We start from the raw sequence: 23,057 nt of genomic DNA, 5'->3' as shown, positions 1-23,057 counted from the left end.
CGGATAGCAGTAAAAGCAAAAAGGGCCGCGTTTCCGCAGCCCTCCAAAAGCGATCCGTCCTAGTCGATATGTCTTACTTCACCTGATCATAGGGGATGGTGAACACTCTCTCGTCCATCGCCACGCCGTTGCGGACGTTATAGACCATCACGGACGTATCCTTGTTCTGGGCGTCGGTGATCGTCCACTGGCGAAGGTCGAAGGTCTTGGTGTCGAACATCATGGTGATGGTCGAGTCGCCGAAGATCGACTTGTTGCCGAGCACGATCGTCGTCAGGTCGGTTTCCTCACGCACGCTGCGCACGGTCGCGGATGTCAAATCGATGCGCTCGGACAAGAGCAGGCTGAGCGGCGTCTTCGACAGCGGGTAGATATCCCAGGTCTTGAGCTTGACGTTGCCCACGACCACGTTGCGACCATCGGCAATCACGCGCAGCGGCGACGGATCCTCGAAGTTGAAGCGCAGCTTGCCGGGGCGTTCGATAAAGAACTTGCCGCCGGTCTGTTCACCGCGCGGCCCGAACTGAACGAACTCGCCCATCATCGTCTTCACCGACGAGAAATGGTCGGCGATCCGCTGAGCCGAGGCACCGGCTGCGGCCTGCGCCAGAACGGGCTTGGCCGCTCCCGCAACCAGCAGTCCGGCAACACCGCCGGCAAGGCCGAGCGAGAACTGGCGACGGCCGAGAAGTCCGGTCATGCTTTTGGAAAGAGTGGTCTTTTGTTCTGTCATTCTGGTCTCCTTCCGTGTTTCTGTTGTGGAAACACGGCGTCTTGATGGCCGCTTGCGCCGGATCACGAACCCCTGAAGACCGCTTTACCGGCCTTACCGATCCAGCACATCCGCTTCGGTCGGCACGAGGATCTCGCGCTTTCCGGCATGGTTGGCCGGGCCGATCAGGCCCTCCTGCTCCATCCGCTCGATCAGCGATGCCGCACGGTTGTAGCCGATGCCGAGACGGCGCTGGATGTAGGATGTGGAGGCCTTGCCGTCTTTGAGCACAACCGCCACCGCCTGGTCGTAAGGATCGTCCGAGTCGGAGAGGTTGGAAGTGCCGGCAGGTCCTGCGCCCTCGCCATCCTCGTCGTCATCAGCCGTGATAGCTTCGAGATATTGGGGCGACCCTTGAGTTTTCAAGTAGGCGACGATCTCTTCGACCTCGGTATCGGAGACGAAAGGCCCGTGGACACGCTGAATCCGACCGCCGCCCGCCATATAGAGCATATCGCCCTGACCCAGCAGCTGTTCGGCACCCTGTTCGCCGAGAATGGTACGGCTGTCAATCTTCGACGTGACCTGGAAAGAGATACGGGTCGGGAAGTTGGCCTTGATCGTGCCGGTAATGACATCGACCGAGGGGCGCTGCGTCGCCATGATCACATGGATGCCGGCCGCGCGCGCCATCTGCGCCAGACGCTGGACAGCGCCTTCGATATCCTTGCCCGCTACCATCATCAGGTCGGCCATTTCGTCGATGATGACGACGATATATGGGATCGGCTGCAGGTCGAACTCTTCCGTCTCGTAAACCGCCTCGCCGGTCTGGCGATCGAAACCAGTCTGGACGGTACGGGTCAGAACCTCGCCGCGTTCCATCGCCTGCTCGACGCGCGAATTGAACCCGTCGATATTGCGCACGCCGATCTTCGACATTTTCTTGTAGCGCTCTTCCATCTCGCGGACGGTCCATTTGAGCGCAACGACAGCCTTCTTCGGATCGGTGACAACCGGAGAAAGGAGATGCGGGATGCCGTCATAGACGGAAAGTTCGAGCATCTTCGGGTCGATCATGATCAGGCGGCACTTCTCCGGCGTGTAGCGGTAGAGAAGCGAGAGGATCATCGTGTTGATCGCAACCGACTTACCCGAACCGGTGGTACCGGCCACGAGAAGATGCGGCATCTTGGCGAGATCGGCGACAACAGGCTCGCCCCCGATCGTCTTGCCGAGTGCCATGGCAAGCTTTGCCTTGCTGGTTTCGAAATCCTTCGAGCCGATCATTTCGCGCAGATAGACGGTTTCGCGAATTCGGTTCGGCAGCTCGATCCCGATCGCGTTGCGGCCGGGAACGACCGCGACACGGGCAGCAATGGCGCTCATGGAGCGGGCGATATCGTCGGCAAGTCCGATCACGCGGGACGACTTGATGCCCGGCGCAGGTTCCAGTTCGTAGAGTGTCACGACAGGGCCCGGGCGGACGTGGATGATCTCGCCCTTGACGCCGAAATCCTCCAGCACGCCTTCCAGCATGCGGGCGTTCTGCTCCAGCGCGTCAGCCGACAGCGAAGCATCGCGGGCAATCGCCTTTGGTTCGGCAAGCAGGTGCACGGAGGGCAGTTGGAACCCTTCCGGCGAAATGAACGAGCCCTGCGCATCGCGACCGACGCGGGCGCTGGGCTTGGGAGGCGGTGCCGCCGGGACGACGCGCGGAGAGCCGTTGCCAGCAGATTTCGGCCCGCGCGCGGCCGCGAAATCCTCATCGTGGTCGGCAAGGATCCCGGCCGGGCGACGTGGATTGTCTGCCGTATCGAGCGACGAATCATCGTCGTCATCCGCGTCATTGGAGGGCATCGGCGGTGCAGATACGATCCGGCGTGGCGACAGGACCCGCTCCGGTGCGCCATCGAGCGACGGCTCCATCCGGCTTCTGCCACCGGCAGAGGCCTGTTTGGCACGGACCGGCTCGTTCAGGGTGCCGAATTCGTCGTCGTTGAAATCATAGGGCTGGTCGAAACCGACACGGGCGCGGGGCTTTGCGCCAGTCAGCCGCCGCAGGCGCGCCTGAGCGATATACCAGTAATGGGCCAGTGCGCCGAACGCCAGGAAGCCCCCGAAGAGGCCATTGTCGTCGCCGTCATCGTCCTCATCCTGACGGTTGCGCGCGGAGACGGCAGCCACGGGCGCATCGTCGTCATCGCTTTCCGTCTCGACGGCCTCGCCGACAAAGCCTGAGGCAAACAGCATCAGCCAGATGCAGGGAATGGTAAAGATGCAGCCGAGCACGGTTGCGACCATGCCGGTCGGATAGGCGCCGACGAAGAGAGCCGGGAAGCGCAGGATCATGTCGCCAATGACGCCGCCGATGCCGTTCGGGATCGGCCAGGTCGCCGGCGCCGGAAAGCAGCCGAGCGTCGCCGAGGCGAGAAGCGTACCGCCGCCCCATGCTGCAAGCCGCGCCGGAATGCGATCGTAACGACGCCCGGAAATCAGAGCGAGTGCCAGGGCAAGGATCGGGAGCAGCGCAAAGATGCTGGCAAGCCCGAGGAACTGCATCATCAGGTCGGCGAAGGCTGCGCCCGAAAAGCCGAGGATATTGGCAGGCGGGTTGTCGGTGGCGTAGGAGAAACTCGGATCTGCGACATTCCACGTGGCAAGGGCTGCCACCGCCAGCGCCAGCAGCGTGAAAATGCCAAAGCCTGTCAGCGCAAGCGCCTGTCGCCAGACAAAGGCTGTGAGTACCAGGCGGGTGGATCGATTTGCCATAGCCGCCGAACTGCTTCTGCCCATCTTGTCTGCCCGCCGTCCTGAAAAACCGCCTGTTTCATGAACCGGCAGGTTTCGGCCGGTCACGCAATTCCAGGCAGAATACCCCCGCGATGGTTAACGCGACTTTAACCAAGATTGATCGGCTGGAATTCGCTTGGCAAAACGCAAAAGCCCGGACCAGAGGCCCGGGCTTGAGTGATGGTCATCAGAGATTGACGCTGCCTTCGAGAGGCAGTTGCAGCCTCTTACGAGTGGTAGGCAGCTTCGCCGTGCGACGCGAGATCGAGACCTTCGCGTTCTGCTTCCACGGTGACGCGCAGGCCGACGACGAGATCGACGATCTTGTAGATGACCAGCGAGCCGATACCGCACCATGCGATGGTGACGAGAACGGCATAGACCTGGGTCATGAACTGACCGCCCATCGTGACGCCTTCGGCATAGCCGATACCGCCGAGCGAGGCGGATGCGAAGATGCCCGTGGCAAGAGCGCCGAACAGGCCGCCGATGCCGTGGACGCCGAACACGTCTGCCGTGTCGTCATAGCCGAACTTGTTCTTGATGACGGCAACGAAGAAGTAGCACAGCGGCGAGACGATCAGGCCCATGACGATGGCGCCCATCGGACCGGCAATGCCGGCAGCCGGCGTGATGGCGACGAGACCGGCGATCATGCCCGAGACAGCACCGAGCAGCGAAGCCTTGCCGCGGGTGAAGGTTTCGACGACGCACCAGGAGAGGACGGCTGCAGCGGTTGCAACAAAGGTGTTGACCGTTGCGAGCATTGCGCCGCCCGAAGCTTCGAGGTTGGAGCCTGCGTTGAAGCCGAACCAGCCGACCCAGAGCATTGCAGCGCCGACCAGCGTCAGCGTCATCGAATGCGGAGCCATCATGTCCTTGCCGTAGCCGGTGCGCTTGCCGACCATGATCGCACCGATCAGACCTGCAAGACCTGCATTGATGTGAACGACGGTGCCGCCGGCAAAGTCAAGCGCGCCCCAGCCGAAGATCAGGCCGTTTGCGTCCCAGACCATGTGGGCGATCGGGAAGTAGACGAAGGTAACCCACAGGATGCAGAACAGGATCGAAGCCGAGAACTTGATGCGCTCGGCGAAGGCGCCAATGATCAGTGCAGGCGTCAGAGCCGCAAAGGTCATCTGGAACATCACGAAGATGAATTCCGGAATGACCACGCCGTCGGAGAAGGTTGCAGCCGTCGAGTCCATGTTGACACCCGACAGGAACATTTTCGCCGTACCACCCCAGAAGGCGGAGGTGCTGCCGCCGAAGGCAAAGGAATAGCCGTAGGTGACCCAGATGATCATGATGGCGGCGCCGGCAACGGTGCACTGCATCAGGACCGACAGCATGTTCTTGGTGCGGACGAGGCCGCCGTAAAACAGGGCGATGCCCGGCATCAGCATGAACAGCACGAGAAGCGTGCAGATGAACATGAACGCGGTGTCGCCCTTGTCGGCAACCGGGGCCGCGGCCGCGGCAGCGACTGCCGGTGCGGCAGCGTCCTGCGCAAAGGCGACGGCGGGCGCGGCGAAGGCCGCAGCCGCGGCACCGAGGCGCCCGAGAGTGGAAAATTTGGTGAATTGCATAGCTTGAAGACTCCCCTGTCAGCCGTTCTTACAGCGCTTCAGTATTGGTTTCGCCGGTGCGGATGCGCACGGCCTGCTCGATCGAATAGACAAAGATCTTGCCGTCGCCGATCTGGCCGGTCTTGGCGGAAGAGGCGATTGCTTCAACGGCTTTTTCGACGAGGTCGGTCGGAACCGCGATCTCGATTTTCAGCTTCGGCAGGAAGCTGACCGCATATTCCGTCCCACGGTAGATTTCCGTGTGTCCCTTCTGGCGTCCGTAGCCCTTTACTTCGGTCACGGTAAGGCCCTGGATACCGACAGCGGTGAGGGCTTCGCGCACCTCATCCAGCTTGAATGGCTTGATAATGGCCATTACAATTTTCATCTGGCTTCCCATCCTTTGTTGCTCGGCTCGGGGCCGATTCTCCTGGATCACTGCCTGATCAAGAGCAGCGACTGACATGACACATTCAAGGGTCATGCCAGTTTGAGAAGCCAGATTAAGCTATTGATAAGAATGACCCTTTCAGAACGTCGCCAAATAACGGGCAACGCGCCGGCCAAATTGCGGCGAAAACTTGTGCAGTTTTCTCAAAATGCCCAAATATTATTCATTTGCTCTTTTACGAATCAAACCTTCTTGCGCGACGGATGCGACGAGCTCGCCGGATCGACTGTAGATTGCGCCGCGGGTCATGCCGCGCGCGCCGGATGCGCTGGGACTGTCCTGCGAATAGAGCAGCCAGTCGTCGAAACGGATCGGACGGTGGAACCACATCGCATGGTCGATACTCGCAGCCTGGATGGTTGGATCGAAGATCGAGGTGCCGTGCGGATAGAGAGATGCATCGAGAAGCGTCATGTCGGAGAGATAGGCAAGCAGCGCTGCCTGGATCGCCCGGTCGTCCGGCACCGGGCCGGTGGTCCTCACCCAGATATCCTGGCGCGGCTCCAGCTTCTCCTTGGACAGATAATGCGCAAGCGACGTCGGCCGCATCTCGATCGGACGCTCGCGAGACCAGTAGCGGCGCACGGCATCCGAGCCGTGCTTCAGGAACATCTGCTTGAATTCGCTTTCCGGCATCAGCTCTTCCGGCATGGCGACGGGCGGCATCGACATCTGATGGTCGTAACCGCCTTCGTCGATCTGGAACGAAGCGGACATCGAAAAGATGGCATGACCATGCTGGATGGCGACAATCCGTCGCGTGGTGAAGCTCGACCCGTCCCTGATACGCTCCACTTGGTAGATGATCGGCACCAGCGGATCTCCAGGCCGCAGGAAATAGGCATGCAGCGAGTGCACGAAGCGATCGCTGGCCACCGTCCGCTGTGCCGCAACCAGCGCCTGGCCGATCACCTGTCCCCCGAACACTCTCTGCCATCCCGTGTCGGGGCCGGTCCTGCCGCGAAACAGGTTCTCCTCCAGCTTTTCGAGGTCGAGTACGGTCAGCAGTGCGCTGATGGGATCGATCGGGGTAGAAGAACTCGACATTAAGACGGACTCCGGCGGTAGGAAGCGGGCACTTGATGATCTATATCTAAGGCTAAGCGTTTCGAGCTCAAATGGAAACGCCACGAAGTGTTTGACGTGCTCGGGAGTTTTTCAATGCTGGACATGCTGGTTGTGGGTGGTGGTTATGTGGGCCTTGCGGCGGCGGTCGCGGTCAAGCAGGCGGCGCCGCATCTGGAGGTCCAGGTCGTCGAGGCCGCACCGGCCGGTGTCTGGGAAAAGGACGAGCGAGCCTCCGCGATCATCGCGGCCGCCAGCCAGATGCTCGACATCCTCGGCACCTGGGACGAAATCTTGCCGCACGCCCAGCCGATCAACCGGATGATCGTCACCGACAGCCGGACATCCGATCCGGTCCGCCCGGTCTTTCTCACCTTCGACGGCACGATCCAGGCAGGCAGGCCGTTTGCCCATATGGTGCCGAACGTCGCGATGGTGCGCGCCCTGCGCGGTGCCGCCGAACGGCTCGGCGTATCGATCCGTCACAGCCTTTCCGCCACCGGCTTCGAGACGACCGCAACGCATACGACCGTGAAATTTTCCGATGACTCGACCGAGGAAACCCGCCTTCTCGTTGCGTGCGACGGCGTGCGCTCAAAGCTGCGCGACATGGCCGGTATCCGCACTGTCAACTGGACATACGACCAGTCCGGCATCGTCGCGACGGTTGCCCATGAACGCGACCACGAAGGCGTGGCGGAAGAGCATTTCCTGCCGTCCGGCCCGTTCGCCATCCTGCCGCTCACCAACAATCGCTCGTCGCTGGTCTGGACGGAGCGCACCGATGCCGCCGAGCGCCTGATGGCATCGGACGACCTGATCTTCGAGGAAGAGCTGCAGCGGCGCTTCGGCCACAAGCTGGGCGAGATCCGGCTGGTCGGCGGTCGCAAGGCCTATCCGCTCAGCCTCACCCTGTCGCGTGCATTCGTCGCACCGCGCTTCGCGCTTGCCGGCGATGCCGCCCACGGCATTCATCCGATCTCCGGCCAGGGCCTCAACCTCGGCTTCAAGGATGTGGCAGCGCTTGCCGAGACCGTCGTCGAGGCGGATCGCCTCGGCCTCGACATCGGCTCGCTCAATGTGCTCGAGCGCTACCAGTCGTGGCGGCGTTTCGATACGTTCCGGATGGGTGTGACGACGGATGTGCTGAACCGGCTGTTTTCAAACGACGTCACGCCAATCCGCATCGCCCGCGATTTCGGCTTGGGCGTCGTGGAGCGGCTTCCGAAGATCAAGGATTTCTTCATCGGTCAGGCTGCCGGAACGACGGTGAAGGACAACCCGAAACTGCTGAGCGGCCGATCGATCTGAAGGTTGCTCACGGCTCGATCTGAAGGCTAGTCCTCGAGCTTGCGGGCTTCCGACATGAGCATGATCGGGATCCCGTCGCGGATCGGATAGGCAAGGCGCGCGCCTTGCGACACGAGCTCGTTGTTTTCGCGATCGAGTGACAGCCTGCCCTTGGTCATCGGGCAGACGAGAAGATCGAGCAGTTTCGGGTCCACCTTGCTGAGTTTTTCGTCCATGACCGGTCTTTGCCTTACTGCAGCACGTTCGCAGTCCCGGACCCCTGCGCGAGCAGGATCTCGGTGATTGCGATCAACGTATCAGCCCGGCTCTTCAGATCCGGTGCCTCCAGAAGCGCCTGTTTCTCGGCAGGGCCAAAGGGCGACATCATCGACAGCGAATTCACCAGCGTCCGGTTTCCGGCCCGCTCAATGCTTTCCCAGTCCGCCTCCAGCTTGTTGGCGTCGAGATAGGCCTTGAAGACCCGCAGCAGTTCCGGCCGATTGACGGCTTTTTCATCATCCTCGTCGGTCAGATCGGACAGGAAAGGCGCGTGTCTGAATTTGCGGAACGGATGGCCGCCACCGATCTCATCGAGCAGCCTGAAGCGGCAGATCCCGCTGAGCGAAATGATGTAGCGGCCATCGCCGGTTTCGGCAAAGGACGTGATCCGACCGGCGCAACCGATCGACGACAGCGCCGAGCGCCCGCCGCCGAGCGGCTCATCCGGTTCCATCAATGATGGCTGCACGATGCCGATCAACCTGTCGCCCGCAAGCGCTGCATCGAACAGGGACAGATAACGCGGCTCGAAGATATTGAGAGGAAGCTGGCCTCCCGGCAGGAGCAAAGCCCCAGTCAGCGGAAAGACCGGGATCGTTTCCGGAAGATCCTCCCGCTTCAGATAGCGCGCGTTTCCCACATGCATTGGTCCGATACCTCCCAGACCACATTCACCGGACAAAAATGTCTGTCCGAATCTGGCCGTTGTCCAAACCTGGCCGTTCAGCCAAACCTATAAAACTAATGTGGGGCATCGTCGCCGGAACGCAAGGCTGCGATCCGGCTTAGCGATCAATCGGCAACACAATCAGGAGAACAGGATCGACGAAAGGCGGCGGCGCCCGTAAATCGTAGCCGGATCTTTCGGGCCCCAGACCTCGAAGAATTGCAGCAGCTGGCGGCGCGCGCCATCGTCGTCGAACGTGCGGTCCTTGCGCATGATGGTCAGCAGATGATCGGCCGCCTTTTCGCGTTCGCCCTGGACGTTGAGGATCTTGGCAAGGCTCATACGCGCCTCGTGATCGTCGGGGTTGGCGGCAAGCTGCTGCTCGAGTGCGACAGGGTCACCCAGCTTGCGGGCTTCCTCGATTTGCTCCAGCTTCTTGGCGACCGCCTGTATTGCGGGATCGGCAGCCATCTCTTCGGGCAGGGAGGCGAGCATCTCGCCGGCGCGGGCCGTTTCGCCCATGCCGATCAGGCACTGCATCATGCCTGCCGCAGCCTTGGGGTTTTCCGGGTCGGCCTGCAGCACGGCGCCGTAGAGCTGTGCGGCACCCTGGATATCGTCCTGTCCGAGCAGGGTTTCCGCATCGCCGAGCACCGCCTCGATCTCGGCCGCCTGGTCCATGCCCTCTGGACCTGCGACCTTTTCGATGAACTCGCGGATCTGGCTTTCCGGAATGGCACCCATGAACCCGTCGACCGGACGGCCATCGGCAAAGGCGATCACGGCCGGGATCGACTGGATCCCGAGCTGTCCAGCGATCGAGGGATGGTCGTCAATGTTCATCTTGACGAGCCTGACGCGACCCTGGGCTTCGTTGACGACCTTTTCGATGACGGGCGTGAGTTGCTTGCACGGACCGCACCAGGGCGCCCAGAAATCGACGAGAACCGGCTGGCTGCGCGATGCCTCGATCACGTCCTTGCCGAAGCCTGCGGTCGTCGTGTCCGAGATATAGCTACCGGCAGCAGCAGGGGCAGAGGAAGCCGCGGGCGCTGGGGCCGCTGCAGGCGTCGAACCGAAGTTCACCGTCGCGTTCTGGCCACCGTAGTTACCGGCGCCGTAGGAGCCACCATAAGGATTGTTCGTGCCGCTCATGAAAGTGTTCTCCCGGAAAAAGTCCAATCGGCACACGGCCGATGCGCATTATGTCTTACTCTGAATTGCAAAGATCGTATGTCAGCCCGTCACTTTCAAGACAAGCGGCGTATGGCCCGTCGCCTCCAGAAAGCGGATAAGATCGTCGCGACCAATCGACGTCGTCGCATCGTTTGAGAGTGGATGGCCATTGATCACCTCTTCGCGCATGAGGTCTTCGTCGAGCACGAACGTGACGTTGTTATCCGTGTCGTTCAGCGCGCCGAACACGGTGACGGAGCCTGGCACGACGCCGAGAAATTCCAGCATCTTTTCAGGATTGCCGAACGACACGCGACTGGAGGCCCCGATCACCTTGTGGACAGTCTTTAGATCGACGCTGGCGTTTTCTTCAACCGTGATGACGAAGAACTGGTCCTTCTTGTCTTTGACGAACAGGTTCTTGGTATGCCCGCCCGGGATCTCGTCACGCAGACTGGCTGATTCCGATACCGTAAACACCGGTGCATGCGCTTTCGTCTTGTGGGCAATATCGAGGCTATCGAGAAAGGCGAACAGGTCTTCTGCAGTTTTTGGCATGATCGATCTTGGCTGCTCTTGAGGTGTTGGCCCCGGCCGGCGGGGTAAGGATGGCGGACTATAGACAGATTGTTCCGACCGGCCAAGATGCACGCCTGGGCGCAAACCCTTGTTTCGCAGGGACTTTCAAAGCGCCTGAAAAATTCTTCATCGAGATCGTCATTTCCCTGTTGCATTTAAAAAAAGTCTGGGCCATATACCGCCCGTCGCCGGCAACGAGCGGCACCGACGATCCAGACTACCACCGGGTCGACGGTTTATGAGCGGGTGTAGCTCAGTGGTAGAGCACAACCTTGCCAAGGTTGGGGTCGAGGGTTCGAATCCCTTCGCCCGCTCCAAATTCTCCCTTCAGACGAAAAAACGAATAACGGTATTGGTACCCAGTAGGGTACCTCGTCTATTATCGTCATTCGCTGGCTGCCTGCATCCTCGCAGCCAGACCGAGGCCGCCTTGCGGCAGCCTCGTCCCCCTCGCATCAGCTCTTCGAAAACACGTAGTCGGTTTCCTGGCGCAGGGTTTCGCCCGGGCGCAGCACTGCATTGGGGAAAGTCTCGTGGTTGATTGCGTCGGGCCAGATCTGGGTTTCCAGGCAGAAGCCGGCGTAAGGCGCGTAGGGACGGCCTTCCATGCCGGGCACCGGCAAGGCGAGCTTGAAGCCCGCGTAGAACTGGATCCCCGGCTCCGTGGTGCGCACTTCGAGCTGCACGCCGGAATACAGGCTGCGGGCAAGCGCGACCGAGCGCTTGGCAGTCCTCTCCTCCGAGAGGCAGTAGTTATGATCGAACTTCACCTGTTCGCCATCGGCGCCGGTGCGCTGGATCGGACCCATCTCGCTCAGGTCGAACGTGGTGCCAGCAAGCGGCATCAGGACGCCGGTCGGCACCATCCTTTCATCCACCGCCGTCAGCTCAGCCGCGGCGATCATCATGTCGTGGCCGAAAATGTCGGGGCGACCGTCGAGATTGAAATAGGAGTGCTGGCAGACGTTGGCGGGCGTCGGCTGGTCGGTCACCGTGTCGTAGATCACCGAAAGCACCCCGTCTTCCATCAGCTGGTAGGTCGCGGTGACGGTGCAGTTGCCGGGATATCCGGCGCGTCCATCCGGGTCGGTGATCTGCAGCACGACCCGGTCTTCCGCGTGATCGACGATCGACCAGATGCGCCGGGCGATACCGTCGGATCCGCCGTGCAGATGGGTTACGCCGTCTTCGTTGAGTTCCAGCTGGTATTCTGTGCCGTCGATCGAGAAGCGGCCATCGCCGATGCGATTGGCACAGCGACCAGGCGTGGCGCCGAAATACGGAGAATAGGCCTCATAGTCCGCAAAATTGTCGAACCCCAGCACCAGAGGCGGCTCGTGGCCGGCAAGCCGCAGATCCTGGATAACCGAACCCCAGGTGAGAACCTGGGCTGTCAGCCCGCCGCCCGATAGCGTGATCCGATGCACCGCCTCGCCGCTCTTCGTCGTGCCGAAAATCTCGAATTCATGACCCGTCATAACCCATCTCCCGAATGTTTGCGGCAAACTGCGTGATTTCGATCAAAGCTGCAACGAGGCCAGCGGAAAATTCCGTCAGGCTCTCATCCAGCAAGGATGACGGGGCAGAAACCGGTCTCGGTCACTCGGTGCCGATTTTTTCGAGGTCGTACGGCGTCGTCTGGTAGATCTCGTTGATCCAGTTTCCAAACAGCAGATGCGCATGGCCGCGCCAGCGGTTGAGCGGAGCCAGCGTATCGTCGTTGTGCGGAAAATAGTCGTGCGGCATCTTGATGGGGATGCCGGCATCGACATCGCGGAAATACTCGTCGGCGAGCGAGGTGGAATCGTATTCCACGTGATTGAACATGAACAACCGCCGGCCGGCCCGCTCATGCACGAGGCAGAGGCCCATCTCGTCGGATTCCATCAGGATCTCGAGATCGTTGCCGGCCTTCTCAACATCCTCCCGACGAACTTCCGTCCAGCGCGACACCGGAACCTGGAAATCGTCGGAGAAACCGTTGAGATAGACCGACGCCGGCGACAGGTTGCGGTGGCGATAGACCCCGAATGCCTTTTCCTTCAGCCCGTGCTTTGGAACGCCGTGGAAATGATAGATGGCGGCCATCGCCCCCCAGCAGACATTCATGGTGGAATGCACGTTGGTAGTGGTCCAGTCGAAGATTTCCTTCATTTCCTGCCAGTAGGTGACGTCCTCGTATGGCAGGGTTTCCACCGGCGCGCCGGTGATGATGAAACCATCGAACTTGCGGTGCTTCACCTCTTCCCACGTTTCGTAGAACGACAGGAGATGGTCTTCCGACGTGTTCTTGGCCTTGTGGCCGCCGATGCGAACCAGGGAGAATTCGACCTGCAGCGGCGAGGCGCCGACAAGGCGCGCCATCTGCACCTCGGTCTTGATCTTGTTGGGCATGAGATTGAGAAGCCCGATCTGCAGTGGCCGGATGTCCTGCCTGACCGCCATCGTTTCGGTCATCACGCGCACGCCCTCGGAAACGAGCGTGTTGAAGGCAGGCAGCGTATCGGGGATCTTGATCGGCATCTCTTCAACCCAAAAACAAAAAGCCGGCACGAAGAATCGCAGCCGGCCCGTGGGAAGTTTTTGAAACTCTTCTCGCGGCCCTTTAGCGACTTTTTTTACGTGGCTGCAAGCCGGCCGGCCAAATCACCACGGAATTTCGACTTTTCAAATAATCCCTGCCACGCCCGCCGTCAATGGCAGCAAAAATGACCGCTTTCGCACGAACAGTGCGACACGCGCCTTTCCCTTGCGAGCCGCTTTAGGATATGGGCATGGGCAATGGCCAACTCGACCTTCACGATCCTGCTCGGCGGTGACCTCACCGTAACCGACCGACTGCAAAAGGCAGTTGCCGCAAGCCGCTTCATTGCGGCCGACAGCGGCATGCGCCATGCAGAGGCGCTGGGTGTGATGCCGGAGCTCTGGGTGGGCGACTTCGATTCCTCCGACGCCGCCCTGATCGAGCGCTTTCCGGATGTCGAGCGCCGGACCTATCCGCCTGAAAAGAACGAGACGGACGGCGAGATTGCGACGGCTGAAGCGATCGAACGCGGCGCGACGCGGTTGATCCTGATCGGCGCACTGGGCGGCGAACGATCCGACCACGCGCTCCAGCATTTTCTGCATGCGATGAGCCTTGCCGAACGCGGCCATGACGTTCTTCTGACATCCGGCGAGGAAGAGGCTGTGCCGTTTCTCACCGGCACGATGACGCTCGACCTGCCGAAGGGCGCGCTGTTTTCCGTCATCGGTTTTACCGGCCTTGCAGGCCTCGACATTCTCGGCGCGCGCTATCCACTCAAGGATTACGCGCTGCCCTTCGGTTCCTCCCGCACCGTGTCCAACGTTGCAGAAGGGCCGGTCCAATTCCATTTACGTGACGGCAGGGCGATGATCCTTGCCCGTCCAAACGATTTTTCCGGAGCATAGACGCCGCATGGCACCGCCTATTCTGAAACTCGACGATATCGTTCTAACCTTCGGCGGCACGCCGCTTCTCAACGGAGCTGCGCTGCAGGTGGAGCCCGGCGACCGCATCTCCCTCGTCGGCCGCAACGGGTCGGGCAAATCGACGCTGATGAAGATCGCCGCCGGCATGGTGGAAGCACAGTCGGGCGAGGTTTTCCGGCACCCCAATGCGACGATCCGCTATCTCGAACAGGCGCCGGATTTTGCTGGTTACAAAACCGTGCAGGCCTATGCAGAAGCGGGGCTTGGACCGGGCGACGACCCCTACCGCGTCACCTATCTACTGGAGAATCTGGGCCTGACAGGAGAGGAAGATCCGGTCAGGCTTTCCGGTGGCGAGGCGCGACGCGCAGCACTTGTCCGCGTCATGGCACCGGAACCTGATATCCTGATGCTGGACGAGCCGACCAACCATCTCGATCTGCCGACCATCGAATGGCTGGAAGACGAGCTGCGCAAGACCCGCAGCGCACTGGTCGTCATCAGCCATGACCGTCGCTTTCTCGAAAAGGTGTCCAACGCCACAGTCTGGCTGGACCGCGGCACATCCCGCCGCCTGTCGCGCGGTTTCGGCCATTTCGAAGCCTGGCGCGATCAGGTTCTCGAAGAGGAAGAGATCGAGCAGCACAAGCTCGGCAAGGCGATTGAGCGTGAAGAACACTGGATGCGCTACGGCGTGACCGCAAGGCGCAAGCGCAACATGCGCCGCGTCGGCGAACTGCAGTCCATGCGTGCCGACTACCGTGGCCACAAGGGGCCGCAGGGCTCCGTTCAGGCCTCCGTCGCCGAAGGTCGCGAGTCCGGCAAGCTGGTGGTGGAAGCGGAAAACATCACCAAGACCTATGACAAGCCGATCGTTGCGCCATTCTCGATCCGCATCCATCGCGGCGACCGCATCGGTCTTGTTGGCCCGAATGGTGCTGGCAAGACGACGCTTCTGAAGATGCTGACGGGCCAGCTCGCCCCCGATGGCGGCTGGATCAAGCTCGGCACCAATCTCGAGATCGCCACGCTCGACCAGAAGCGCGAGGACCTCGATCCTGCGGACACGCTGTCCCACTACCTGACAGACGGCCGCGGCGAAACGCTGCTGGTCAACGGCGAACAGCGGCATGTGGCGGGCTACATGAAGGACTTCCTGTTCCAGCCGGAACAGATCCGCACGCCGATCAAGAACCTCTCCGGCGGAGAGCGCGCAAGGCTGATGCTGGCCCGCATGCTGGCAAAACCATCGAACCTTTTGATCCTCGACGAACCGACCAACGACCTCGACATCGAGACACTGGACCTTCTGCAAGAAATCGTTGCGGGATATGCCGGCACCGTCATTCTCGTCAGCCATGACCGCGACTTTCTCGACCGCACCGTGACCTCGACGATCGCTCCGGTAGATCCGGATGCGCCGGATGGACGCTGGATCGAATATGCAGGCGGCTATACCGACATGCTGCAGCAGCGCAAAGGCATGGCCGACGAAAAGCGCCGCGCCGATAAGGCGGAAAAGGCAAAGACCGAAGGCAGTGCGCCCGGTGTCACTAAGGCAAAGGGCAAGCTTTCGTTCAAGCAGAAATTCGCGCTCGAAAACCTTCCCAAGGAAATGGCGAAGGCACAGGACGACATCGCCACGTCCGAACGCAAGATGGCCGATCCCAAACTCTTTGCCAAAGACCCGTCGGCATTTTCAAAGCTTGCCGCAGAAACGGCAAAACTGCGCGATCGCGTCGCCAAAATGGAAGAAGAATGGCTGGAACTCGAGATGCTCCGAGAACAGATTGAAGGATAGTTAAAGAATTCCTATACTTAACAAATAAATATCCACAGTTTTATTTGTCGCGAGCCGGAACAAACATTCCCCGGTGACGTTCGGCATCCATCAAGTGGTCGAAATGCGTAGTGCGGTATGAATGCCGACATGCCGACCAGATGGAAACAAAACGGTTAGGAATGTCCAATGCTGACTAATGTGATGCGTCGTCGGCTGGCGAGTGATGCAATGGAACAGCGCGTTCTGATCGTTGAGGACGAATTCCTGATCGCGCTTGATGTTGCCGAGACTGTCGAGAGCATGGGTCTCAAGGTTGCAGGCTTTGCCAGCGCCCGCAAGCACGCCCTGTCGCTCGGTGCATACGCCGATATCGCGCTGGTCGACGTCAATCTCGCCGATGGCCGCACAGGTCCGGAAATCGGCCGCGAACTCGCTGCCGAGTATGGTCTGACCGTCATCTTCATGACGGCCAATCCGGAAGACGTGAAAGACGGCGTCGAAGGATCGCTGGGCGTTCTGACTAAGCCCGTCATGCCGCATGTTGTGGAACAGACGATCGACTACGCTATCGCCAACCGTCTCGGCGGCATGGCGATCGTGCCGCGCGACCTCAAGATCTTCCGCAATGCGGCACAGTCGGGCTATTCGCTCAACGCCTGACGCGAACTGATCCTGCAATGAAGATAGCCGTCCGGCACACCGGGCGGCTTTGTTCGTATTGGTGGCCTCCGTAGCCCGCAAACTCAAGCCGGCACCGGTTCGACACCACTTGCCAGACAATTCCTTCACCGTTACATCTACTCCCGCTCTAACGGGGTGCTGCGCGGTAACGTGCGGCTGAGAGGCTTTCAGCCAACCCGCGGAACCTGATCCGGCTAACACCGGCGGAGGGATTAGACGGCTCACGCTCAGCGCCTATTCCCCTTGTAGATTGACTTTGAAGGAGGCGTTGATGCGCAAACTCTTGCTATCGCTCACCGTGGCTGCGGCCACCATCATCCTGTCACCGGCCGCAAGGGCCGAAGACAAGGTGCTGACCATCTACACCTATGAAAGCTTCACCGCCGACTGGGGCCCCGGCCCCAAGGTGAAGGCCGCTTTCGAAAAAACCTGCGCCTGCAAGGTCGAATTCGTGGCTGTCGCCGATGGCGTCGCACTCTTGACCAGGCTGAAGCTGGAGGGGGAGACGACCATGGCCGATATCGCGCTCGGGCTCGACACCAACCTGATTTCGGAGGCGAAGGCGACCGGCCTATTCGAACCGCATGGACTGCAGGCATCCTCCGGCAATGGCGGGATCAGCGTTCCCGGCAATTACGCCGACGATACGTTCCTGCCCTATGACTACGGTCATTTCGCCGTCGTCTACGACACGAAAACCATCAAGAACCCGCCGAAGAGCCTGAAGGAACTGGTGGAGGGCGATCCTTCGCAGAAGATCGCGATCGAAGATCCGCGCACCTCGACACCCGGCCTCGGCCTGCTTTTGTGGATGAAATCCGTCTATGGCGACAAGGCGCCGGAAGCCTGGGCAAAGCTGAAGGGCCGCATCCTCACCGTCACGCCCGGCTGGTCGGAAGCCTATGGCCTGTTTACCAAGGGCGAAGTGCCGATGGTGCTGTCCTATACGACCTCGCCTGCCTATCACATGGTGGAGGAGAACGAGAACCGTTACCAGGCCGCCGCGTTTTCCGAGGGACATTACGTGCAGATCGAAGTGGCCGGCATGCTGAAGGGCGCCCGTGACAAGGATCTCGCCCGTGACTTCCTGAAATTCATGGTGTCGCCGGGCTTCCAGGATGTGATCCCCACCACCAACTGGATGATGCCGGTAACGAAGACGTCGCAACCGCTGCCAGACGCTTTCGGCAAGCTGGTTCAGCCGGAAAAGACATTCCTGATGGGATCCGACGAAGTCGCAAAAAACCGCCAGGCCTGGATCGACGAATGGCTCAACGCCATGAGCATGAACTGATCGGCTGAACCGGGTATGCTGCTGACCGCTGCCGAGCGAAGACGGGGGATTTCCGGCGGGGTGATGAGCCTTGGCGCGATCGCGCTTTTCGTCGGCATTGCGGTCTCGGCCCTGCTGCTCTGGGATGCCCCTGAAACGCAGGGGCGATTGTTCTCGGCCTATACCGGCCGGATCCTGCAGTTCACGCTGTGGCAGGCGGCGCTCTCCACCCTGTTCTCGGTGTGTCTGGCGCTTCCCGTCGCACTTGCCCTGGCAAGACGGCCCCGTTTCGTCGGTCGTGTCTGGATCGTGCGGCTGATGGCGCTGCCGATGGGTCTGCCGGTTCTGATCGGTGCGCTGGGTCTGATCGGCATCTGGGGTCGCCAGGGTGCCGTCAATGGTGTCCTCTCGACGCTGGGACTGGAGCAGCCGATCAGCATTTACGGGCTGACCGGCATTCTTCTGGCCCATGTCTTCTTCAACCTGCCGCTTGCCGCCCGGTTGTTTCTCGTGGCGCTTGAGCGGCAGCCGGCGGAATACTGGCTTTTGTCCTCCAGCCTCGGCATGAAGCCCCTGTCGATCTTCCGTTTCATCGAGAGGCCCGCCCTCATCCGCGTCGTGCCAGGCATTGCCGGGCTGATCTTCATGCTCTGTGCCACCAGTTTCACGCTGGTCCTCATCCTGGGTGGCGGGCCGGCGGCGACGACGCTGGAAGTGGCGATCTACCAGTCGCTGCGCTTCGATTTCGATCCGCCGCGTGCCATCGGACTGGCGGTGCTACAGATCGCTGTGACGGGCCTGATCCTCGCCGCCCTCGCGTTTCTCCCCGCCCCCGACGGCACGCATGTCACTGCCGGCCGCGCCACCCGCCGCTTCGATGGACGGACATGGGGCGCAAGGCTGTGGGACGGCTCGACCATCCTCGCTGCGACCCTGTTTCTCGTCCTGCCGCTTGCCTCGATCTTCCTAGCCGGCATCAAGGCCGATCTCTGGCGGCTGGCCTCAAGCCCCGCCTTCCTCAACGCGGCCTATACAAGCCTGTCGATCGCGCTCTTGTCCGGGCTGCTGGCCGTCAGCGTTGCATTGGCGATCATCCATGCGCGCATTGCCATAAGAGACCTCCGCCATCCCGGCATCCCGGCGCGTGGACTGGCGGCGATGCTCGGCGCGACGTCGTCGCTGGTGCTGCTGGTGCCGCCGGTGGTGATCGGGACAGGCTGGTTCCTGCTGCTTCGCCCGTTTGGCGATGTCTCGCGGTTTGCCCCGGCACTGGTCGCGGCGATCAACATGCTGATGGCGCTGCCCTTCGTGATGCGGGTCCTGGAGCCCTCGATCGAGGATCATCGGCGGCAGACGGCACGGCTGGCCGCGAGCCTCGGCGTATCAGGCCTTTCGCGATTGCGGCGGATCGACCTGCCCTTCCTGATCGGCCCAATCCTTACGGCACTGTCGTTTGCCATGGCGCTCTCGCTCGGCGATCTCGGAGCCGTGGCACTGTTCGGCTCCACGGAACTGACGACCCTGCCCTGGCTCGTCTACAGCAGGCTGTCGAGCTACCGAACGAACGACGCCGACGGGCTTGCCCTGCTTTTGGGCATGATATGTCTGGCGCTCACGATCCTCGGAAGTCTGGGCCGGCGAAAGGGATACGATGGCTGACGGCATCCGCCTGGAAAAGACTGCGCTGCAACTCGGCACCAAACGGTTCAGCTTCGATATTGCGATGACCGACGGCGCGATTACCGCCGTAACCGGTCCGTCGGGCTCAGGAAAATCGACCCTCTTGAACCTGATCGCAGGTTTCGAGATACCGGAGTCCGGCCGCATCCTGATTGCCGGCGAGGATGTGACCCACGCCCACCCGTCTCAGCGGCCGATTTCGCTGGTGTTTCAGGACAACAACCTGTTCGCCCATCTCGACCTCCTCACCAATATCGGTCTCGGCGTCGATCCGTCCCTGAAGCTTTCGCGTGAGGACAGGATGAGAATATCGCACTCACTCGACCGCGTCGGGCTTGCCGGCTTCGAGACGCGCAAACCGGGAACGCTGTCCGGCGGCGAGCGGCAACGCGCGGCCTTCGCGCGGGTACTGGTGCGAAAGAGACCCGTTTTGCTGATGGACGAGCCGTTTGCGGCGCTTGATCCCGAACTCAGGTCTTCGATGGCGTCGCTGCTTCTGGACCTGCACCGCGAAACCGGCAATACGGTGGTGATCGTCAGCCACGACCGCGCCGAGGTTCAAAAGCTTGCTGACGTGGTGGTCGCTGTCGACGATGGCACCATCGTCAACGCCGCCGCAAACACGGCTATTCCTTACGCCCGCTAGAGGCCAGTCGACGGAGCGTCGTCACGAATAGAGACAGGCGAAAACCAACGTTATCGCAGTGCCACAATTTGGTCTTGCGGCGATGTCATCGCCTTGGTTTATCAGAAGTCAATTGCAAACGCGCCGGCTGAACCTATCTCTTTTATCTGTGCATGCGATGCGAAAATCGGTACGAAGCGAAGGTGAACAGGACTGACGGTGCAGAAGACACGGATCAAAGCACGCGAGGACGCGACACCCGGCAGGACCGGGCAGACCAGCGCACCGCGCCGTTGGAGACGCTTTGCCGTCGTGTTGCTCGCAAGTGCAGCACTCGCAGGCTGTCAGTCCGTGTTCGACCAGGCCTATACGCCGAACGTTTCTCCATCAGACTCGCCGCAGATCGTCGACGAAGTTCAAAAGAACGATCCACGGGCGCAGATGGGTGCACGCGAGCATCCCCGCATCGTAGCAAGCTATGGCGGCGAATATCGTGACGCAAAGACCGAACGGCTGGTTGCCCGGATTGCCGGCGCCCTGACCGCCGTTTCGGAAAATCCGACGCAGTCCTTCCGGATCACCATTCTCAATTCCCCGGCGATCAATGCCTTCGCCCTGCCCGGTGGCTATCTCTATGTCACGCGTGGGCTTCTGGCGCTCGCCAACGACGCTTCTGAAGTCGCAGCCGTGCTGTCGCACGAGATGGGCCACGTGACCGCCAACCACGGCATCGAACGCCAGCGGCGCGAAGAAGCCGAAGTGATCGCCAGCCGGGTGGTCGCCGAAGTTCTCTCGAGCGACATCGCGGGCAAGCAGGCGCTTGCCCGCGGCAAGCTGCGGCTGGCAGCGTTTTCGCGCCAGCAGGAACTGCAGGCAGACGTGATCGGCGTGCGAATGCTCGGCGAAGCCGGCTACGACCCCTATGCCGCGGCCCGCTTCCTCGATTCGATGGCAGCCTATGCGCGCTATTCCGCTGTCGATCCCGACAGCGACCAGAGCCTGGACTTCCTGTCCAGCCACCCGAACTCCGCCCAGCGCGTCGATCTGGCCCGCCGGCATGCCCGCAATTTCGGCCAGGAAGGCGTCGGCGACAAGGGTCGCGACTATTTCCTCGCCGGCATTGACGGTCTTCTTTATGGCGACAGCCCCCAGGAGGGTTATGTCCGAGGCCAGACCTTCCTGCACGGGGGCCTTGGAATACGCTTCGACGTTCCGCCGGACTTCCGCATCGACAACAAGGTCGAAGCCGTGTTGGCGACGGGACCAGGCGAGACCGCGATCCGTTTCGACGGCGTCGCCGCTGGCGACACCAGCAGCCTGCCGAATTACCTGACCAGTGGCTGGGTAGCCGGCCTTCAGCCGGAAACCGTGCGGGAAACAACCGTCAACGGCCTGCCGGCCGCAACCGCACGCGCCTCTGCCGAACGCTGGGATTTCGATGTGACCGTGATCAAGGTCAATGATCAGATCTTCCGGTTCCTGACGGCGGTTCCGAAGGGCAGTCCCGCGCTCGACACGACCGCGCAAATCCTGCGCAACAGCTTCCGCCGCATGACACAGCCTGAAATCGCGTCGCTGAAGCCGCTCCGCGTCCGCGTCGTGAGCGTCGGGCCGCAGGATACGATGGCATCGCTCTCAAGCCGGATGATGGGCACCGACCGAAAGCTTGACCTTTTCAAGCTGATCAATGCCATTCCGGTCGGTGCGACACTGTCGCCGGGCCAGAAGGTCAAAATCATTTCGGAATAAGGCTCGTATAAACGCTTCAAAGCGCGAAGGCCGTTTCAGGGGCCTGCGCGCTTTGAAGCATCTTGTCGAGATGTCGCGACCGCCGGAGCGGTGCGGGGACCGTGTCCTTAAGACACGAGCGCCATCTGCGGATTTGCAGTGACGAGCGCCGACTTCAGTTTCTCGATCGCGCGGCTTTCGATCTGGCGTACACGCTCCTTGGAGATGCCGAGCTTGGCGCCAAGCGCTTCCAGCGTCGCACCGTCATCCGTCAGCCTGCGGGCGCGGATGATCATCTTTTCGCGGTCGTTGAGCTTGGTGAGGGCACCCTGCAGCCATTTCAGACGACGCTCGCCGTCAATCATCCCAGAGACCTGTTCGTCCGGCAGTGGTTCGCCGCTGGCCAGCATGTCGAGGCGTTCGCCACTGTCTGCATCACCGGAAATCGTTGGAGCCTGAAGCGACGAGTCATTGCCGGAAAGACGGGCATCCATGGTCTGCACGTCGGAAACGCTGACGCCGAGTGCGACGGCAATTTCCTCATGGATGGCCTGGGCCGTGAGGTTGGAGTCGCCGCGGGCAAGTTTTGCGCGCAGGCGGCGCAGATTGAAGAACAGCGCTTTCTGGGCTGAACTCGTACCACCGCGTACGATCGACCAGTTGCGCAGGATATAGTCCTGCATGGAGGCACGGATCCACCAGCTGGCGTATGTGGAAAACCGGACATCGCGGGCCGGTTCGAACCTTGCCGCAGCCTCGAGCAAACCCACATAACCTTCCTGAACGAGATCGCTCATGGGTAGACCGAACCCACGGAATTTCGACGCCATCGCGATGACGAGACGCATGTGGGCGAGTGCAATCTGGTTTCGAGCACCCTGATCCTGGCGGTCTTTCCAACGGATTGCCAGATCACGCTCTTCCTCGCGGGCGAGATACGGAGCCGACATCGCTATCTTGATCATTGTGCGGTCTGCGGACATGGCTGTCATAGTGTTCTCCGTGGTGCCGTGATCGACAAAGGGCAGAACCAAAAAAAAACGCTGAATTGCGGGATTACCGATATTCCAGCCTTGATTTTTGCGAGTTTCTGCCGATGTCCCTCAAGTGTCTCGCGGAGGTCTTGGACCGGTTAGGCAATCGCCCCGCTATTGGTTAGGACGGAGAACACGCAGCACGATGCAGCATTAAATTCGCCGTTCCGGCGGGTTAACGCGCTTGTGTTGTAAAGGTTCCAACAAAAAACCCGGCACT

The 23,057-nt window shown here is 61.0% G+C and carries 21 protein-coding genes, 1 tRNA gene and 2 riboswitches; of the genes, 10 read left to right on the top strand and 12 right to left on the bottom strand.

Features of this window, described 5'->3' with window-relative positions; all coding sequences use genetic code 11:
- Positions 1–73: 73 nt before the first annotated feature.
- From IFT59_RS00525 to tesB, 5 genes are all read right to left on the bottom strand, one after another.
- A complete protein-coding gene (locus tag IFT59_RS00525) occupies positions 74–733 on the bottom strand; it encodes an outer membrane lipoprotein carrier protein LolA (RefSeq protein ID WP_062581593.1) in 660 nt (219 codons plus the stop codon).
- Between the two features lie 93 nt (positions 734–826).
- Positions 827–3,508, bottom strand: coding sequence for an FtsK/SpoIIIE family DNA translocase (locus IFT59_RS00520; RefSeq protein WP_192085653.1), 2,682 nt, complete (start codon positions 3,506–3,508; stop codon positions 827–829).
- A gap of 224 nt (positions 3,509–3,732) precedes the next feature.
- Entirely contained in the window at positions 3,733–5,094 is a 1,362-nt protein-coding gene (locus tag IFT59_RS00515) for an ammonium transporter (RefSeq protein ID WP_062462266.1), read from the bottom strand.
- A 28-nt stretch (positions 5,095–5,122) separates the two neighbouring features.
- Positions 5,123–5,473, bottom strand: coding sequence for a P-II family nitrogen regulator (locus IFT59_RS00510; protein WP_062462263.1), 351 nt, complete (start codon positions 5,471–5,473; stop codon positions 5,123–5,125).
- 210 nt (positions 5,474–5,683) lie between these two features.
- On the bottom strand, positions 5,684–6,571 hold the full coding sequence (gene tesB, locus IFT59_RS00505) for an acyl-CoA thioesterase II (protein WP_062581589.1): 888 nt from the start codon (positions 6,569–6,571) through the stop codon (positions 5,684–5,686).
- Positions 6,572–6,685: 114 nt separating this feature from the next.
- Here tesB and IFT59_RS00500 point away from each other — a divergent pair, with 114 nt between their 5' ends.
- Positions 6,686–7,900 carry a ubiquinone biosynthesis hydroxylase gene (locus tag IFT59_RS00500; protein ID WP_192085652.1) on the top strand — a complete coding sequence of 405 codons (1,215 nt, stop codon included), beginning with the start codon at positions 6,686–6,688 and terminating at the stop codon, positions 7,898–7,900.
- A gap of 26 nt (positions 7,901–7,926) precedes the next feature.
- Here the strand turns inward: IFT59_RS00500 and IFT59_RS00495 are convergent, their stop codons facing one another.
- From IFT59_RS00495 to IFT59_RS00480, 4 genes are all read right to left on the bottom strand, one after another.
- A complete protein-coding gene (locus IFT59_RS00495) occupies positions 7,927–8,115 on the bottom strand; it encodes a Trm112 family protein (protein WP_062462256.1) in 189 nt (62 codons plus the stop codon).
- 14 nt (positions 8,116–8,129) lie between these two features.
- On the bottom strand, positions 8,130–8,804 hold the full coding sequence (locus IFT59_RS00490) for an LON peptidase substrate-binding domain-containing protein (protein WP_062462253.1): 675 nt from the start codon (positions 8,802–8,804) through the stop codon (positions 8,130–8,132).
- A 162-nt stretch (positions 8,805–8,966) separates the two neighbouring features.
- Positions 8,967–9,980 (bottom strand): thioredoxin, encoded by a 1,014-nt coding sequence (trxA, locus tag IFT59_RS00485; RefSeq protein WP_192085650.1) that lies wholly within the window; start codon positions 9,978–9,980, stop codon positions 8,967–8,969.
- 81 nt (positions 9,981–10,061) lie between these two features.
- Positions 10,062–10,559, bottom strand: coding sequence for a prolyl-tRNA synthetase associated domain-containing protein (locus IFT59_RS00480; RefSeq protein ID WP_062462247.1), 498 nt, complete (start codon positions 10,557–10,559; stop codon positions 10,062–10,064).
- A 50-nt stretch (positions 10,560–10,609) separates the two neighbouring features.
- On the opposite strand from IFT59_RS00480, the gene IFT59_RS00475 reads away from it, so the two are divergent.
- Both IFT59_RS00475 and IFT59_RS00470 read left to right on the top strand, forming a co-directional pair.
- Positions 10,610–10,822 carry a hypothetical protein gene (locus IFT59_RS00475; protein ID WP_162734794.1) on the top strand — a complete coding sequence of 71 codons (213 nt, stop codon included), beginning with the start codon at positions 10,610–10,612 and terminating at the stop codon, positions 10,820–10,822.
- A tRNA-Gly gene (locus tag IFT59_RS00470) sits at positions 10,823–10,897 on the top strand.
- Positions 10,898–11,035: 138 nt separating this feature from the next.
- On the opposite strand, the gene IFT59_RS00465 is transcribed toward IFT59_RS00470, so the two are convergent.
- Together IFT59_RS00465 and metA are read right to left on the bottom strand one after the other, a co-directional pair.
- Positions 11,036–12,058: an aldose epimerase family protein gene (locus IFT59_RS00465; RefSeq protein WP_192085648.1), complete on the bottom strand. Its 1,023-nt coding sequence runs from the start codon at positions 12,056–12,058 to the stop codon at positions 11,036–11,038.
- A gap of 121 nt (positions 12,059–12,179) precedes the next feature.
- Positions 12,180–13,103: a homoserine O-acetyltransferase MetA gene (gene metA / locus IFT59_RS00460; protein ID WP_113111691.1), complete on the bottom strand. Its 924-nt coding sequence runs from the start codon at positions 13,101–13,103 to the stop codon at positions 12,180–12,182.
- Between the two features lie 62 nt (positions 13,104–13,165).
- A riboswitch (SAM riboswitch) is annotated at positions 13,166–13,243 on the bottom strand.
- A 118-nt stretch (positions 13,244–13,361) separates the two neighbouring features.
- On the opposite strand from metA, the gene IFT59_RS00455 reads away from it, so the two are divergent.
- From IFT59_RS00455 to IFT59_RS00425, 7 genes are all read left to right on the top strand, one after another.
- Positions 13,362–14,012: a thiamine diphosphokinase gene (locus tag IFT59_RS00455; RefSeq protein WP_192085646.1), complete on the top strand. Its 651-nt coding sequence runs from the start codon at positions 13,362–13,364 to the stop codon at positions 14,010–14,012.
- Positions 14,013–14,019: 7 nt separating this feature from the next.
- The gene (locus IFT59_RS00450; protein WP_192085645.1) at positions 14,020–15,834 is read left to right on the top strand and encodes an ABC-F family ATP-binding cassette domain-containing protein; all 1,815 of its coding nucleotides are present in this window, start codon (positions 14,020–14,022) and stop codon (positions 15,832–15,834) included.
- A 168-nt stretch (positions 15,835–16,002) separates the two neighbouring features.
- On the top strand, positions 16,003–16,476 hold the full coding sequence (locus tag IFT59_RS00445; RefSeq protein ID WP_192085643.1) for a response regulator: 474 nt from the start codon (positions 16,003–16,005) through the stop codon (positions 16,474–16,476).
- A gap of 142 nt (positions 16,477–16,618) precedes the next feature.
- Positions 16,619–16,726: riboswitch (TPP riboswitch) on the top strand.
- 42 nt (positions 16,727–16,768) lie between these two features.
- Entirely contained in the window at positions 16,769–17,791 is a 1,023-nt protein-coding gene (gene thiB / locus IFT59_RS00440; protein ID WP_192085641.1) for a thiamine ABC transporter substrate binding subunit, read from the top strand.
- Positions 17,792–17,806: 15 nt separating this feature from the next.
- A complete protein-coding gene (gene thiP / locus IFT59_RS00435; protein WP_192085639.1) occupies positions 17,807–19,429 on the top strand; it encodes a thiamine/thiamine pyrophosphate ABC transporter permease ThiP in 1,623 nt (540 codons plus the stop codon).
- A complete protein-coding gene (locus IFT59_RS00430) occupies positions 19,422–20,096 on the top strand; it encodes a thiamine ABC transporter ATP-binding protein (protein ID WP_192085637.1) in 675 nt (224 codons plus the stop codon). Before thiP ends, IFT59_RS00430 begins: the two co-directional genes overlap by 8 nt.
- 213 nt (positions 20,097–20,309) lie before the next feature.
- Positions 20,310–21,824 carry a M48 family metalloprotease gene (locus IFT59_RS00425; protein ID WP_446737820.1) on the top strand — a complete coding sequence of 505 codons (1,515 nt, stop codon included), beginning with the start codon at positions 20,310–20,312 and terminating at the stop codon, positions 21,822–21,824.
- Positions 21,825–21,931: 107 nt separating this feature from the next.
- Here the strand turns inward: IFT59_RS00425 and IFT59_RS00420 are convergent, their stop codons facing one another.
- Positions 21,932–22,795, bottom strand: coding sequence for an RNA polymerase factor sigma-32 (locus tag IFT59_RS00420; RefSeq protein WP_062462213.1), 864 nt, complete (start codon positions 22,793–22,795; stop codon positions 21,932–21,934).
- Positions 22,796–23,057 lie beyond the last annotated feature (262 nt).

The sequence above is a fragment of the Rhizobium sp. CFBP 8752 genome (assembly GCF_014842035.1).
GTDB lineage: Bacteria > Pseudomonadota > Alphaproteobacteria > Rhizobiales > Rhizobiaceae > Neorhizobium > Neorhizobium soli.
This window is presented reverse-complemented; position numbering and strand designations above follow the sequence as displayed.

Bases quoted from the DNA above. Each gene is read 5' to 3' on its own strand.
- IFT59_RS00525 (WP_062581593.1), bottom strand. From the start codon at position 733: ATGACAGAACAAAAGACCACTCTTTCCAAAAGCATGACCGGACTTCTC.
- IFT59_RS00520 (WP_192085653.1), bottom strand. From the start codon at position 3,508: ATGGGCAGAAGCAGTTCGGCGGCTATGGCAAATCGATCCACCCGCCTG.
- IFT59_RS00515 (WP_062462266.1), bottom strand. From the start codon at position 5,094: ATGCAATTCACCAAATTTTCCACTCTCGGGCGCCTCGGTGCCGCGGCT.
- IFT59_RS00510 (WP_062462263.1), bottom strand. From the start codon at position 5,473: ATGGGAAGCCAGATGAAAATTGTAATGGCCATTATCAAGCCATTCAAG.
- tesB (WP_062581589.1), bottom strand. From the start codon at position 6,571: ATGTCGAGTTCTTCTACCCCGATCGATCCCATCAGCGCACTGCTGACC.
- IFT59_RS00500 (WP_192085652.1), top strand. From the start codon at position 6,686: ATGCTGGACATGCTGGTTGTGGGTGGTGGTTATGTGGGCCTTGCGGCG.
- IFT59_RS00495 (WP_062462256.1), bottom strand. From the start codon at position 8,115: ATGGACGAAAAACTCAGCAAGGTGGACCCGAAACTGCTCGATCTTCTC.
- IFT59_RS00490 (WP_062462253.1), bottom strand. From the start codon at position 8,804: ATGCATGTGGGAAACGCGCGCTATCTGAAGCGGGAGGATCTTCCGGAA.
- trxA (WP_192085650.1), bottom strand. From the start codon at position 9,980: ATGAGCGGCACGAACAATCCTTATGGTGGCTCCTACGGCGCCGGTAAC.
- IFT59_RS00480 (WP_062462247.1), bottom strand. From the start codon at position 10,559: ATGCCAAAAACTGCAGAAGACCTGTTCGCCTTTCTCGATAGCCTCGAT.
- IFT59_RS00475 (WP_162734794.1), top strand. From the start codon at position 10,610: ATGGCGGACTATAGACAGATTGTTCCGACCGGCCAAGATGCACGCCTG.
- IFT59_RS00465 (WP_192085648.1), bottom strand. From the start codon at position 12,058: ATGACGGGTCATGAATTCGAGATTTTCGGCACGACGAAGAGCGGCGAG.
- metA (WP_113111691.1), bottom strand. From the start codon at position 13,103: ATGCCGATCAAGATCCCCGATACGCTGCCTGCCTTCAACACGCTCGTT.
- IFT59_RS00455 (WP_192085646.1), top strand. From the start codon at position 13,362: ATGGCCAACTCGACCTTCACGATCCTGCTCGGCGGTGACCTCACCGTA.
- IFT59_RS00450 (WP_192085645.1), top strand. From the start codon at position 14,020: ATGGCACCGCCTATTCTGAAACTCGACGATATCGTTCTAACCTTCGGC.
- IFT59_RS00445 (WP_192085643.1), top strand. From the start codon at position 16,003: ATGCTGACTAATGTGATGCGTCGTCGGCTGGCGAGTGATGCAATGGAA.
- thiB (WP_192085641.1), top strand. From the start codon at position 16,769: ATGCGCAAACTCTTGCTATCGCTCACCGTGGCTGCGGCCACCATCATC.
- thiP (WP_192085639.1), top strand. From the start codon at position 17,807: ATGCTGCTGACCGCTGCCGAGCGAAGACGGGGGATTTCCGGCGGGGTG.
- IFT59_RS00430 (WP_192085637.1), top strand. From the start codon at position 19,422: ATGGCTGACGGCATCCGCCTGGAAAAGACTGCGCTGCAACTCGGCACC.
- IFT59_RS00420 (WP_062462213.1), bottom strand. From the start codon at position 22,795: ATGACAGCCATGTCCGCAGACCGCACAATGATCAAGATAGCGATGTCG.